This window comes from Nitrospinota bacterium (assembly GCA_016235255.1).
Classification (GTDB): domain Bacteria; phylum Nitrospinota_A; class UBA7883; order UBA7883; family JACRLM01; genus JACRLM01.
The window spans coordinates 1-12,309 of sequence record JACRLM010000010.1 but is presented as its reverse complement, the minus strand read 5'-3'; the positions used below and the strand labels follow the sequence as shown (position 1 = coordinate 12,309).

Sequence of the window (12,309 nt, the reverse complement as noted above, 5' to 3'; positions counted from 1 at the left end):
CCAGGTTGAGGAAAGTGAGCGGTTATAAACACCTGCCAGAACTGCGTGAGATCATGAAACGGGCTCTGGCGGGGAAGATAATGGTGAAAGCGGCGTGACGGTCATGCCGGGAGTTTCAACTAAAAAAGGGATTGACTCCGCTTCGGAATTCCCTTTCCTTCTTTTTCCAGTATGCCAGCAGCTCCACGTCCGACATGCCCCGGGTCTCCAGGTATGTCCTTTCCTGGGCGCTCCGCTTCATCTGGACGCAATCAAATTTCTTCTTGCCGGTCATTTGCGATCATCTCCATGGGAGAATATATCCCCACCGCCGGATAGCCTTTTCCGGCGTTGACTTCATTGTACATCCCGATTTTCCTGAAATTCACAAAGTGTCCTTAATTAACCTTGCGGATTACTAACCTGACAGGTTATAATTCGCTTATGGAGAAACGCAAGCCGCACTACTCCCTGGCCGCGATCCAGCTCATTACCGCTGACCCGGCGAACAGGGTGTTCACGGCGACGGCGCTTGAGGGCGGGCTTGCCATGGGATTAATGGAAAGCGAGATGCGCGAGGTGGTATGCGCTCTCACGCCGGGCGGCTTGTTCAAGTCCATGACGGCGATACGCGATCACAAGGTCTGGCAGGACGTGTATCACGCGATGACCCCGGTGGGCGTGATGGCCTATATAAAGATAACAGGGTATAAGGATGGCCGGCCGCCGGTCATCCAGTTCAAGCGTTTGGAGGATGAGCGATGAAATGCCCCGCTTGCGGTTCCGGAAGAGTGAAGACAAGGACATGGGACAAGAAAGTGTCGTATCAGGGGAAATCCATGACCGTTCATAATGTGACGGGATCCGCTTGCCGTGATTGCGGGGAGACCGTTTATGACCAGGAGAGCTATGGCCGCGTGGCCGCGGCGGGCGACGCGCTTGTCAAGGCCGACAGAAAATCCAATCCTCCCGGTATCAGGCTTATCCGCGAGAAACTTGGCTTGACGCAGGCCGAGGCGGGCCGGGTGTTTGGTGGAGGGGCCAACGCATTCTCACGGTACGAGCGGGGGGCCGCCAAGCCGGGCGCGGCGATGCGCAAATTGCTCAAAATCGCCGAGCGTCACCCCGGCCTGGTAAAGGAAATCGCCAAATATTCCTGACAATAATCCGTTTACGCCGGTTCCCCGCCGTGGCGTTCTCTTACTTGTGGAACTGCTTGGACAACCGCAGCGTCTGGTCGTGATAGTTCGAGCCGATCTCCGAGCCGTACCATATGCCGGGCCGCTCGGCCATCCGCTCATACTTCATCTTGAACAGTATCTGCCCGTCCTCGATGATGAACGGCACGTCGTGGGGGCGCACCTCCAGCACAGCCTTGGTCCCCTTCACCTCCCCTTCCTTGCCGAAGCCGAAGCCGGGATCGAAAAAGCCGGCGTAATGGGTGCGAAGCTCTCCTGATCCGGAGTCGAACTCCACCATCTCCGCCGCGCACGACAGAGGAACGCGTATCCTCTCCTTGGAGGCAAATATATAGAACTCCTCCGGCTCTAAAATCAGCCTGCCGTTCTTGGGATTGTGTATCTGCTCCCAGAAATCCGCCGCCTTGTAGTGGCCGATCTTCTCCAGGTCCACCACGTGGCTGTTCTTCTTCGCCTTGAAACCGACAGGGCCGCCGTTGGACGCCGATGGCGACAGGTCCACGCTCATCAAAAGCCCCTCCCCGCTTATATGTTTGCGGGCGGCGCCGATGAACTCCCCGTCCTCCCCTATAAGGAGTTTCTTGCGTTTGTACAGGTCCACAAGCTCCGGCCCGCCGATGTAGTGATGGGGCCCCGGCGCCTCGAAAAATTCGGCGTGGCGCACGTTCTCGTCCACGGTGGGAACCCGGAACAGCCTGAGCTGGTTTAGCCTCTGCCCGGTCTTCACCCGGATGGTGAAAGACCTGGGGACGACCTCAATGTACAGTTTCCCGCTGTATCCGGCGGTGACCTCCTCGAACCGGGTGCAATGGTCCGTTATCACCCTTGTGAATATGTCCAGCCTGCCAGTGGAGCTTTTCGGATTAGTCTTTCCCCGGATATTCTCGGGAAGGCGCAGCGCCTCGTTGAGCGGGATGAGGTAAACGGCTCCTTTTTCCAGGATCGCCCCCTGCATCAGGTCCAGCTTGTACATCACCAGGTCTTCCATCCTGGCTTCCACGCTGTTGTCCGGCTGCGGCAGGAAGCTGGCCTGCAGCCGGAACGCCACCGTCCCCAATGTAAGGTCTATGGAAGCTGGCTGGATCCGCCTTTTTAACGAGCGGGGATCCAGGTCGTCCGCGTTGATAATCCTCCCCTCGTCGACAAGTTCGAGCAGCTCTTCGGACGACAAAACGCCTATTTGACGGACTTTCTTTGGCATATGCTTGAAATGGTAATGTTTGACTCGTTTTGCCGCATACTATATCATCAAACTTTCGCGCTTAACAAGCGCCATGACAAGGATTTAAAGATGCAGATTACAGGCGCCGAGATATTTGTAAAATCGCTGTTAAAGCTCAAGGTAGACGTGATTTTCGGCTACCCGGGGGGGGTTGTGCTCCCTATTTACGACGAGCTTTTCAAGAACCCGAAACTGCGTCACATACTGTCCCGGCACGAGCAGGGGGCGGTGCATATGGCGGATGGATACGCCCGTGCAACGGGCAAAGTGGGGGTGGCTCTGGTCACCTCCGGCCCCGGCGCCACCAACGCGGTGACCGGCATCGCCACGGCGTATATGGACTCCATACCGCTGGTGGTGTTCACAGGCCAGGTGCCCACAAGCCTTATCGGCAACGACGCGTTCCAGGAGGCGGACATCATAGGCATCACCCGCCCCTGCGTGAAACACAGCTATCTTGTGCGGGAGGCCAAAGACGTGGCGCGGACCATCGCCGAGGCGTTCTATATAGCCTCCACCGGCAAGCCTGGCCCTGTGGTGGTGGACCTGCCCAAGGATGTGGTGACCAACACGGCGAAATTCGAGTTCCCGGAAAAGGTGGAGATTCGCTCGTACAAGCCGAATGTGGAAGGGCATATAAAACAGATAGAAAAGCTGGCGGACGCCATGGCCCAGGCCAAATGCCCCGTGCTGTACGTGGGGGGGGGCATGATAACCGCCAATTCGGCCGGCGAACTGGCCAAACTGGCCCATCACACCCATTCGCCGGTGACGCAGACGCTCATGGGGCTTGGAAGTTTTGACGCCACCCACGAGCTTTCGCTTGGAATGCTGGGGATGCACGGCACATACAGGGCCAACATGGCCATGACCCACGCCGACCTTGTGGTGGCCCTTGGCGCCAGGTTTGACGACCGGGTGACCGGCAAGCTTTCCGCCTTCGCCCCCAACGCCACAGTGGCCCATGTGGACATAGACCCCGCGGCCATTTCAAAGAACGTGATGAGCGACATACCCGTGGTGGGGGACCTGCATGACGTGATGAAAAAACTCAACGGCGTGATCGCAAAGCTCGACGTGAACTGGAAGGCAAAGCACAAGGAGTGGCTCCACCAGATAGAGGAGTGGAGGAAGAAAGACATGGAGACTATGGCCTATGTCCACAAGACGAGCTTGATAAAGCCCCAGTTTGTCATCGAGGAGATAGACCGGGTGACCAACGGCGAGGCGATATACGCCACCGAGGTGGGGCAGAACCAGATGTGGGCGGCGCAATACCTGAAGCTGCGCAAGCCCCGGACGTTCCTGACCTCCGGCGGGCTTGGCACCATGGGCTTCGGGTTCCCGGCGGCCCTTGGAGCGCAGGCGGCGTTTCCGGACAAGGTCGTGGTGGACATCGCCGGTGACGGCTCCATCCAGATGAACATCCAGGAACTGGCCACGGCGGCGCAAAGCAGGCTGCCGGTGATAATAGTGATATTGAACAACGGATTCCTGGGCATGGTGCGCCAGTGGCAGGAGCTTTTCTACGGCGGACGCTATGCCTACACCTGCATGGAGTGCCAGCCGGACTTCGTGAAGCTGGCGGAAGCGTATGGCGCCTTCGGCAAAAGGGTGGAAAAGCCGGAGGATGTGGGACCGGCCATTGAAGAGGCGATCCGGCTTCGCAAACCGGCGATAATAGACTGCGTGGTGGACCGGGAGGAGAACGTGTACCCGATGGTGCCGGCCGGCGAGGCGATCAACAAGATGCTTTTGGCGTAGGTTGTCATGAAACACACAATATCGGTGCTGGTGGAGAACAAATTCGGCGTGCTTTCACGCGTGTCGGGGCTTTTCTCGGGAAGGGGCTTTAATATCGAGTCGCTTTCGGTGGCCCCCACGCTGGACTCCACCACCTCGCGCATGACCATCGTCACCCGGGGGGACGACAAGATCGTGGAGCAGATCACAAAGCAGCTCAACAAGCTCATAGACGTGATCAAGGTGATGGACTTCACGGACGAGGAGGAATATGTCGTCCGCGAGATAGCGTTGCTCAAGGTGAACGCGGAGCCGGACAACCGGGCGGAGATACTCCGCATGTCGGAGATTTTCCGGGGGAAGGTTGTGGACGTGTCCACGAAGACATACACCATAGAGGTGACTGGCACTGAAAGCAAGGTGAATGCTTTCATAGAGATGATACGGCCCCTGGGGATCGTCGAAATGGCGCGAAGCGGCAAGGTGGCCTTGCCCCGCGCCAAGAAATCACAAGGGTAATTTTTTAATTTTCAGGCAACTCACACGGGAGAATCGGAAGGAATCATGGCGACTATCTATTACGACAAGGACGCGGATTTAAAACACCTGGCGGGGAAGACCGTGGCGGTGATCGGTTTTGGCAGCCAGGGGCACGCCCACGCTCTTAATTTGCGCGACTCCGGGATCAGCGTCGTTGTCGGCCTGCGCCCGGGGAGCAGATTCATTCAGCACGCCCAGAAAGAGGGCCTGAAAGTGGCCACTCCGGCGGAAGCTGCCAAGGAGGCCGATATCATCATGATCCTGGCGCCGGACACGTCGCAGAGGGCCATATTCGAAGGGGACGTGCGGCCGAACATGAAAAAAGGGGCGGCCATAGCGTTTGCCCACGGGTTTAACATCCATTTCGGCCAGATTGTGCCGCCGGGGGACGCGGACGTGTTCATGATCGCCCCCAAGGGCCCGGGTCACCTGGTGCGGCGTGTTTACAAAGAAGGGGGCGGCGTCCCCTGTCTTGTTGCCGTGGAGAAGAACGCCACCGGCAAAGCCAAGGAGATAGCCCTGGCATACGCCAAGGGGATCGGCGGAACCCGCGGCGGGGTCATCGAGACAACATTCAAGGAAGAGACGGAAACGGACCTTTTCGGCGAGCAGGCTGTCCTTTGCGGCGGCGTCTCCGAGCTTATCCGGGCGGGGTTTGACACGCTGGTGGAAGCCGGGTACCAGCCGGAAGTGGCCTATTTCGAGTGCCTCCACGAGCTGAAGCTCATCGTGGACCTGATCCACGAAGGGGGCATAGCCAACATGCGCTATTCCATATCCGACACGGCGAAGTATGGCGACATCACCCGGGGCCGCAGGGTCATCACCGGTGACACCCGCGACGAGATGGCCGACATACTCCACGAGATACAGAGCGGCCAGTTCGCCCGGGAATGGGTGCTGGAAAACCAGGCCAACAGGCCGGTGTATAACGCCGTTTTGCGAAGCGACGCGGAGCATCCCATCGAGATCGTCGGCGACAAGCTGCGCTCGATGATGCCGTGGCTTGGCAAGAAAATTGTGGACTGACGGCGTGATGAAGCTTCCGGTCGCATCCGAAGGGTTGATGTTCATAGTCCCGCTTGCGCTGGCCACCCTTGTCCTGTTCCTTTTGGGATGGGGCAAGGCTGGCTGGGTGGCGCTTGTCCTGTTATTGTTCGTCACATACTTTTTCCGGGACCCGGAAAGAGTGGCGCCGGTGGGGGAAGACCTTATCGTGTCCCCGGCGGACGGCGTCGTGGTGCAGATAGACACGGCGTACCAGAGCCCGGACCATCCGGAGGGCTCCGTGTGCGTCTCCATTTTCCTTTCGGTGTTCAACGTGCACGTCCAGCGGACCCCGGCGGCGGGCAAGGTGCTGCGCAAGTTTTACAACAAGGGGAAATTCATGGCCGCGTGGGACCATAAGGCCAGTTTGGACAACGAGCAGGAGCTTATGGTGATCCAGACCGCTGGCGGGGTAATATCCGTAAAGCAGATCGCCGGGCTTATCGCGCGAAGGATAGTCAACTGGGCCACGGTCGGGCAGAGCCTTGAAAAAGGGGAGCGGTTCGGCCTTATCCGGTTCGGGTCGCGGGTGGACCTTATCGTGCCGGCCGGGACTGAAATTATCAGCAAAATCGGCGACAAGGTGGCCGGAGGGGAGACCGTGATGGCCAGATTCGGAGCCGCGGCGAAATGACCATGGAACCAGAGAGCGGCGGCGCGTCTTCGCAACCTCCCGCCGGTAACGGCGGCGAGGGGCGGCTTGCGCCCTTCGGGGCCATACGCAAGGGGATATTCATCGTCCCCAGCCTTATCACCTCCGCATCGTTCTTCTGCGGGTTCTATTCGATAATCGCCTCCATCAACGGCGACTACTACGCCGCCGCGTGGGTGATATTCCTTGCCATAGTGTTCGACGGGCTGGACGGGCGCATCGCCCGCGCCACCGGCTCCACCACCGAGTTCGGCGTGGAGTACGATTCGCTGTCCGACCTTATTTCCTTTGGCGCGGCCCCGGCCATACTGATGTACAACTGGGTGCTGCAGCCCTTCGGAAGGATCGGCTGGATGGCGGCGTTCCTTTTCGTGATATGCGGGGCGCTGCGGCTGGCAAGGTTCAACACGCAGACCTCCGAGGTGCGCAAGGACAGGTTCGTGGGGCTTCCGATCCCCGCGGGCGCCGGGCTTCTGGCGGCGATAGTGCTGCTCACCCGCGGCGCGCTGGAGCTGGACAAGGCGCCTGCCACGCTGGTGGTGATAACGGTGTATATAACCGCGTTCCTGATGGTAAGCTCCATCCCGTACCGCAATTTCAAGCAGGTGGACCTTGCCCGCCGCAAGCCGTTCCAGACGCTGGTGGCGGTGATGTTCGTGGTGTTCGTGGTGGCGCAGCTGCCGCACCACATGCTGTTCCTGATGGGCCTGGCCTTCGCCCTGCACGGCCCGGTGGAATGGTACCTGGAACGAAGGGACATGCCCTGGAGCAAGAACCTTCTAAACCTCGTGGGGATGGACAAGGACTGACGTGGGTACGCTGGGATATGCGGCCACAGCAGGTGAATTCCCCCTTAAAGCTCGAAAAGCTCCTTTAATGCGCCATCAAGAGAGTTTGAATCATCGGCGGAAAGCGTTCCCAATCTCTTTAAGACCAGTGTCTGTTCAATGGGTGATACGGCAGGTTTAACAACTGAAGGTTTCAATAGATTGGCCTTCTTCCATTCCTTGATAACACAAGAACCGGCGTCAAACGGCTTGTCCGTTTTGCTCGTGACGGCCATGATAATAATGTCTTTGGATATGGCGTTATAGCGAGAGGAGCTTATCACGACCGCCGGACGTTTTTTGGCGGCTGTCTGATCGCTGAAAGGAAAGGGTACGAGGATTACTTCTCCACGTTTATAAGGAGTCATAGACGGCGTCTTCTTCGTTGTCCCAGACTGTCTCAAAGGATTTCATGGACAACTTTTGGGAGGCCCGCGCAAGCCGCCCTTTATCTTCTTTTTCTTCCAGAAACTGTATAAAGTCGTAAATCTCGAGAAGAAAACTTTCAGGCAGCTTATCTATCTCGTTTTTAATCTTTTCCTTCACCGACATGGCGTATCTCCCTTAATGAACTCAATATATCCGAACAATATGGTTTTTTCATCCATTTTCGTTTAAGCCCGGCGCAAACCAGGATAATCTTCTCGATTTTGAGTGGATGGACAAGGACTGAAAATAGTTCATCAGGCAGGGGCGCCGCTTGCCGCGCCCTCATTATTGGGCAGGGCAAGCCCTGCCCCTGCGACTACGGATGTTCCCTATTTACCCATCTTTTCCCGCATTCAGCGGCCTGATTGACAACATGTAAGGTATATATTACACTTACCCCATGACAGATTTTCCTGTGGATGTCAGGTTTTTCCGCCTTGCGGGCTTGTCCGAACCGGTGGTGGACTGGCTCGGCGGCCTTAAGGACAGGGAGGGAAAAGCGGCGATTCATAAAGCCATCGCGAAAATGAGGCTCGGTAATTTCGGGGACAGCAAACCGGTTGGCAAAGGGGTTTTGGAGCGCAGGATAGACACCGGCCCCGGATACCGGGTTTATTACGGACGGCATGGAGGGAATGTGGTCATTCTCCTTTGTGGAGGGGACAAGAAATCGCAAAAAAGGGACATCAACACGGCGATACGGTATTGGGAAATGTTCAAATCGTTGGGAACGGACAAATGAAAAAGCCTTTTGGAACCTTTGACAAGTATTTAAAGCGGACCCTCAAGAACAAGAGCGACGCGCTGGCCTATCTGAAAGCGGCCATGGCGGACGATGACCAGCGTGTGTTCCTGATGGCGATAAAGGATGTGATGGAAGCACGGGGAATAACGATGGCCGGCCTTGCCCGGTTGACCGGGATGAGCCGGGAGCATCTATATCAGGCGTTGTCCTTGAACGGCAATCCAAGTTGGATGAACATAAACAAGATCATCGCGGCCATAGGGTTCCGGCTTGAAGTCTCGCAAAACGCGCCCAGGCTCAAGAAGGCCTCATAACACAGGGGTGGCCCGCCGGCTCACCCCTCTTTTCCCGCCTCCGTCTCGTAAGGCCATTTGCGCATCCCCCCCTCCAGCGCCGCCACGTCGAATCCGCGTTGCGCCAGCAATAGCGCCGCCACAGCGCCCAGCCTTCCGTCACCGCACACAGCCACGTACTTTTTCCTGTCGAAAAGGGTGTTTATGGACTGGCGCAGGGTGTGCAGCGGAAAAGATGCGGCGCCGGGTATATGGGCCCGCCGGAACTCCTCCGGATGGCGCACGTCCAGCGCCTGCGCCCCGCCCTCAAGCATGGATCTGGCCCCGTCCGGGCTCACCCATTTCACAAGGCCGCCGCTGACCAGTTCCGTGAAGTCTTTCTTGTCCAGCGCCAGCAGCACTCCGTCACGCGCCATTTTAATGGTGGCGTTGCGCCGTTCGCCGGTGAGTATGGACTCCTCCCCGAACGCCCTCCCCTCGCTTATTTCGGCCACCTTGCGCGGCTCGCCGCCCCCGTCCGGCTTGCGCCACACCTCCGCCCTGCCCGACTCTAGCACGTAGAACGTCTCCCCTTCGTCGCCTTCCTTGAACACCACCTCGCCGAGTTTTAAGCGAACCTCCCGCATCCGCCGGAACGCCTCCGCCACCTTCTCCGGCGGCAGGCGAGAGAATGCTATCGAACAGCGCAGCTTGTCCATGCGCATGCGAAGTTCCTCGTCGGCCGTGTCCATGGAGCCGACGACTCCGTCCCAGAATATCAGGTACTCTATGTTTTCAAGGTCCACCTCGCCGATAAGACAGTCCGCATCCGCGGCGATGACGGGGCTTGCGTACTCCCCGGCGAGCTGGAACGGTTTTTTCCGGGTGTCGGCGGCGGTGACGGCCACATTGTCCCCCGTGACGTCGGTGATGGTCACCGAGCCGCTTATCACATACAGGCATTCGGTCCCGGTGGATGTCTTGAGGGTGACTGCCTCCCCTTTTTTCAGCCGGAAAAAGCGGATCATGTCCGCCGCTTCCTTTGCCCTTTTTTCGGAAAGGTGGTCGAACGGGTAATAGTTCTGATGAAGCTTGAGGTAAACGTTGTTAATGCCGTTTATCATGGCGTTCCCCTTGTGCGGACGGTTAGACTGCCCTTGGTTGCGATTATAGTCCAAACCGGGAAAAAGAACAGGGGGCCGCGCTCGGGACGCCGCCGATCCGCCCTGCGGTCTGATATAATGCGGCGGCGCTGCCGTATAGCGCGTTTGACTAAACATTCGAAAGGCTCCTTATAGTTTATATGGGCGAACTTTTATACGAAATCGGGGTGGAGGAGCTTCCATCCGGCTACATAATCCCCGCCGCCGAGGCGCTATTAAAGCAGACCACCGCAAGCCTCAAAGAGCTTGGGCTGGACGGCGCCGACATCAAATCGTACTCCACGCCGCGCAGGCTGGCGGTGTCCGTGATAGGACTGCCGGACCGGCGCCCGGCCAAAAAGGTGAAACAATACGGCCCCCCCGCAAAGGCGGCCTTCGGCCCGGACGGCAAGCCTACAAAGGCGGCGGAGGGTTTTGCCAAGTCCAAGGGGGTGGACATTTCGGCCATCACCGTAGAGAACACCGGCAAGGGGGAGTATATCTGCGTGGAGACCGAGGAAGGTGGCGAGCGTACCGCCGACCTTTTAAAAGATATCCTGCCAAAGATGACCCTGGCCCTGCCGTTTCCCAAATCTATGATATGGGGAGCCGGGGACACACGCTTCGCCCGGCCGGTCCGCTGGATCGTGTCGGTATTCGGCGGCGAGGTGATACCGGTGGAAGTGGCGGGGGTGAAGGCTGTGAACGTGACAAGGGGCCATCGTTTCATGGGGTCGCAGGCGATACCTGTGACAGGCCGGGCCGATTACGTCGCAAAGCTTAAGGAAAACTTCGTTGTCGCGGACGTGGAGGAGCGCAGGCAGATGGCCGCCAAGGCCGCAAGCGCCGCCGCACAGTCCAACGGGGCGGAGTTATACTCCGACGACGAACTGGCCATGACGGTGACCTGCCTTACCGAATGGCCCGTGGCGCTGTGGGGGGAGTTTGACAGGGAGTTTCTGGCGCTGCCGGAGGAGCTTTTGATCGCGTCCATGAAGAACCACCAGAAAATGTTCGCGGCGAAAGGAGCTGGAGGGCGGATCACCAACGGGTTTGTGGGCGTGTCGAACATGAAGTCGAAGGACGAGTCCGTGGTGACGGCCGGGTACCGCAGGGTGCTGCGGGCCAGATTGTCCGACGCGAAGTTCTTCTTCGACGAGGACCGCAAAAAGCCGCTGTCCCATTTCAACGAAAAGCTTGGCGGCGTTGTGTGGCAGAAAAAGCTGGGGACCATGGGGGAAAAGGTGGAGCGGATTACAACCGTGGCCGGCCAGTTGGCGGACAGGGTGGCCCCGGAGGCGAAACCGGCGGCGGTGCGCGCCGCGGCCCTTTGCAAGGCGGACCTTGCCACGCAGATGGTATATGAGTTCCCGGAGCTTCAAGGGGTGATGGGGCGCGAATATGCCCGCCACGAGGGGGAGCCGGAGGATGTGGCGGTGGCGATATATGAACATTATCTGCCCAAAGGGGCGCAGGACTCGGTCCCAGCCACACACGCCGGGGCCATCGTGGCGATTGCGGACAAGATTGACACCATAGTGGGCTGTTTCGGCGTGGGGCTGATACCCACCTCCGCCGCCGATCCCTTCGCGTTGCGGCGCAGCACCCTTGGGATAATTCAGATTTCGTTTGGCGGGCGCGGGGAGCCGTTTTCGCTGGCTGGCCTTATTGATTCTTCCATCGCATCCTACGCGGGGAAGCTGGAAAGCAAACCTGACGAAGTAAAAACCGCAGTGCTTGATTTCTTCGCCGGGCGTTTGAAGAACCTGTGGACGGGCGACGGGATCCCCCACGACGTGGCGGACGCGGTGCTGGCGGCGGGGTTTGACGACCTGGCGGACGCAAACCTTAAGGCCCGCGCCATGGCCGAATTGAAGAAACGGGAGTTTTTCGCGCCGCTGGCGATAACGTTCAAACGTGTGGCCAATATAACGAAAGGCCACGCCGCAGGTGATGTGGACAATGGCCTTTTCGAAAAGGATATTGAAGGGCGCCTTGTCCACGAAATCGGCAAAGCTGGCAAAGAGGTGGCTCCGCTGTTGACCTCGAAAAAGTACCTGGACGCATTGGAGCGGATAGCTTCGTTGCGGGGTGTGGTGGACGAGTTTTTCATCGAGGTTCTTGTGATGGCCGAAGATGAGAAAGTGCGGACCAACCGGCTTAACATATTGGCGAAACTGTCGGCGCAGTTTTTGAAAATAGCGGACTTTTCGAGGATTACGGCGGGATAAGGATTGTTGCCTAACCATTACCCCATTATTAAAAACGATTGACTGGCAATTCAAGGAGAAGTTAGAATTAAATCGTATATATATTTAATATAGCCGAAAAGGAGAGTTTGTATATGATTTTCATGAAATGGCCACCGCTGATGAAAGTGTCCTAAACTTAGTTGAAACGAAGGTATGACCTCACCTGCTACCATGTTTTTGAACGAAAACAACGGAAAGCAAGGAGGTCACATGAAAAGAGTAAACGGTAACGGGAAAACTGGCAAGGGAAGAATGGATTT

General features: G+C 57.8%; 15 protein-coding genes. 10 read left to right on the top strand and 5 right to left on the bottom strand.

Annotated elements, in window-relative coordinates; all coding sequences use genetic code 11:
- Positions 1-115: 115 nt before the first annotated feature.
- Positions 116-274, bottom strand: a complete 159-nt coding sequence (locus HZB29_01375; protein ID MBI5814242.1) for a hypothetical protein — start codon at positions 272-274, stop codon at positions 116-118.
- A gap of 149 nt (positions 275-423) precedes the next feature.
- Between HZB29_01375 and HZB29_01370 the strand changes: the two genes are divergently transcribed.
- A complete protein-coding gene (locus HZB29_01370) occupies positions 424-744 on the top strand; it encodes a type II toxin-antitoxin system MqsR family toxin (protein MBI5814241.1) in 321 nt (106 codons plus the stop codon).
- A 26-nt stretch (positions 745-770) separates the two neighbouring features.
- Positions 771-1,139, top strand: a complete 369-nt coding sequence (locus HZB29_01365; protein ID MBI5814240.1) for a type II toxin-antitoxin system MqsA family antitoxin — start codon at positions 771-773, stop codon at positions 1,137-1,139.
- A 40-nt stretch (positions 1,140-1,179) separates the two neighbouring features.
- On the opposite strand, the gene HZB29_01360 is transcribed toward HZB29_01365, so the two are convergent.
- Entirely contained in the window at positions 1,180-2,379 is a 1,200-nt protein-coding gene (locus tag HZB29_01360) for a 2'-deoxycytidine 5'-triphosphate deaminase (protein MBI5814239.1), read from the bottom strand.
- A gap of 90 nt (positions 2,380-2,469) precedes the next feature.
- On the opposite strand from HZB29_01360, the gene ilvB reads away from it, so the two are divergent.
- The 5 genes from ilvB to pssA are packed head-to-tail and all read left to right on the top strand — an operon-like array spanning position 2,470 to position 7,191.
- The gene (gene ilvB / locus HZB29_01355; GenBank protein ID MBI5814238.1) at positions 2,470-4,164 is read left to right on the top strand and encodes a biosynthetic-type acetolactate synthase large subunit; all 1,695 of its coding nucleotides are present in this window, start codon (positions 2,470-2,472) and stop codon (positions 4,162-4,164) included.
- Between the two features lie 6 nt (positions 4,165-4,170).
- Entirely contained in the window at positions 4,171-4,662 is a 492-nt protein-coding gene (ilvN, locus tag HZB29_01350) for an acetolactate synthase small subunit (GenBank protein MBI5814237.1), read from the top strand.
- Between the two features lie 45 nt (positions 4,663-4,707).
- A complete protein-coding gene (ilvC, locus tag HZB29_01345) occupies positions 4,708-5,712 on the top strand; it encodes a ketol-acid reductoisomerase (protein MBI5814236.1) in 1,005 nt (334 codons plus the stop codon).
- A gap of 7 nt (positions 5,713-5,719) precedes the next feature.
- Complete coding sequence (locus HZB29_01340; protein MBI5814235.1) at positions 5,720-6,364, top strand: phosphatidylserine decarboxylase family protein; 645 nt, start codon at positions 5,720-5,722, stop codon at positions 6,362-6,364.
- A 2-nt stretch (positions 6,365-6,366) separates the two neighbouring features.
- Positions 6,367-7,191, top strand: a complete 825-nt coding sequence (gene pssA / locus HZB29_01335; GenBank protein ID MBI5814234.1) for a CDP-diacylglycerol--serine O-phosphatidyltransferase — start codon at positions 6,367-6,369, stop codon at positions 7,189-7,191.
- Between the two features lie 44 nt (positions 7,192-7,235).
- Here the strand turns inward: pssA and HZB29_01330 are convergent, their stop codons facing one another.
- Positions 7,236-7,577: a type II toxin-antitoxin system PemK/MazF family toxin gene (locus HZB29_01330; protein ID MBI5814233.1), complete on the bottom strand. Its 342-nt coding sequence runs from the start codon at positions 7,575-7,577 to the stop codon at positions 7,236-7,238.
- A complete protein-coding gene (locus HZB29_01325; protein MBI5814232.1) occupies positions 7,564-7,761 on the bottom strand; it encodes a DUF2281 domain-containing protein in 198 nt (65 codons plus the stop codon). Before HZB29_01325 ends, HZB29_01330 begins: the two co-directional genes overlap by 14 nt.
- Before the next feature lie 277 nt (positions 7,762-8,038).
- On the opposite strand from HZB29_01325, the gene HZB29_01320 reads away from it, so the two are divergent.
- Both HZB29_01320 and HZB29_01315 read left to right on the top strand, forming a co-directional pair.
- Positions 8,039-8,380 carry a type II toxin-antitoxin system RelE/ParE family toxin gene (locus HZB29_01320; protein ID MBI5814231.1) on the top strand — a complete coding sequence of 114 codons (342 nt, stop codon included), beginning with the start codon at positions 8,039-8,041 and terminating at the stop codon, positions 8,378-8,380.
- On the top strand, positions 8,377-8,697 hold the full coding sequence (locus HZB29_01315; protein ID MBI5814230.1) for a putative addiction module antidote protein: 321 nt from the start codon (positions 8,377-8,379) through the stop codon (positions 8,695-8,697). The genes HZB29_01320 and HZB29_01315 overlap by 4 nt, the downstream gene beginning before the upstream one ends.
- A 20-nt stretch (positions 8,698-8,717) precedes the next feature.
- Here the strand turns inward: HZB29_01315 and HZB29_01310 are convergent, their stop codons facing one another.
- Entirely contained in the window at positions 8,718-9,779 is a 1,062-nt protein-coding gene (locus tag HZB29_01310; protein MBI5814229.1) for a cyclic nucleotide-binding domain-containing protein, read from the bottom strand.
- Positions 9,780-9,958: 179 nt separating this feature from the next.
- Between HZB29_01310 and HZB29_01305 the strand changes: the two genes are divergently transcribed.
- Positions 9,959-12,028 carry a glycine--tRNA ligase subunit beta gene (locus HZB29_01305; protein ID MBI5814228.1) on the top strand — a complete coding sequence of 690 codons (2,070 nt, stop codon included), beginning with the start codon at positions 9,959-9,961 and terminating at the stop codon, positions 12,026-12,028.
- Positions 12,029-12,309 lie beyond the last annotated feature (281 nt).

What these genes read in the sequence shown, in the direction of transcription:
- HZB29_01375 (MBI5814242.1), bottom strand. Translation starts at nt 274, where the DNA reads ATGACCGGCAAGAAGAAATTTGATTGCGTCCAGATGAAGCGGAGCGCC.
- HZB29_01370 (MBI5814241.1), top strand. Translation starts at nt 424, where the DNA reads ATGGAGAAACGCAAGCCGCACTACTCCCTGGCCGCGATCCAGCTCATT.
- HZB29_01360 (MBI5814239.1), bottom strand. Translation starts at nt 2,379, where the DNA reads ATGCCAAAGAAAGTCCGTCAAATAGGCGTTTTGTCGTCCGAAGAGCTG.
- ilvB (MBI5814238.1), top strand. Translation starts at nt 2,470, where the DNA reads ATGCAGATTACAGGCGCCGAGATATTTGTAAAATCGCTGTTAAAGCTC.
- ilvN (MBI5814237.1), top strand. Translation starts at nt 4,171, where the DNA reads ATGAAACACACAATATCGGTGCTGGTGGAGAACAAATTCGGCGTGCTT.
- ilvC (MBI5814236.1), top strand. Translation starts at nt 4,708, where the DNA reads ATGGCGACTATCTATTACGACAAGGACGCGGATTTAAAACACCTGGCG.
- HZB29_01340 (MBI5814235.1), top strand. Translation starts at nt 5,720, where the DNA reads ATGAAGCTTCCGGTCGCATCCGAAGGGTTGATGTTCATAGTCCCGCTT.
- pssA (MBI5814234.1), top strand. Translation starts at nt 6,367, where the DNA reads ATGGAACCAGAGAGCGGCGGCGCGTCTTCGCAACCTCCCGCCGGTAAC.
- HZB29_01330 (MBI5814233.1), bottom strand. Translation starts at nt 7,577, where the DNA reads ATGACTCCTTATAAACGTGGAGAAGTAATCCTCGTACCCTTTCCTTTC.
- HZB29_01325 (MBI5814232.1), bottom strand. Translation starts at nt 7,761, where the DNA reads ATGTCGGTGAAGGAAAAGATTAAAAACGAGATAGATAAGCTGCCTGAA.
- HZB29_01320 (MBI5814231.1), top strand. Translation starts at nt 8,039, where the DNA reads ATGACAGATTTTCCTGTGGATGTCAGGTTTTTCCGCCTTGCGGGCTTG.
- HZB29_01315 (MBI5814230.1), top strand. Translation starts at nt 8,377, where the DNA reads ATGAAAAAGCCTTTTGGAACCTTTGACAAGTATTTAAAGCGGACCCTC.
- HZB29_01310 (MBI5814229.1), bottom strand. Translation starts at nt 9,779, where the DNA reads ATGATAAACGGCATTAACAACGTTTACCTCAAGCTTCATCAGAACTAT.
- HZB29_01305 (MBI5814228.1), top strand. Translation starts at nt 9,959, where the DNA reads ATGGGCGAACTTTTATACGAAATCGGGGTGGAGGAGCTTCCATCCGGC.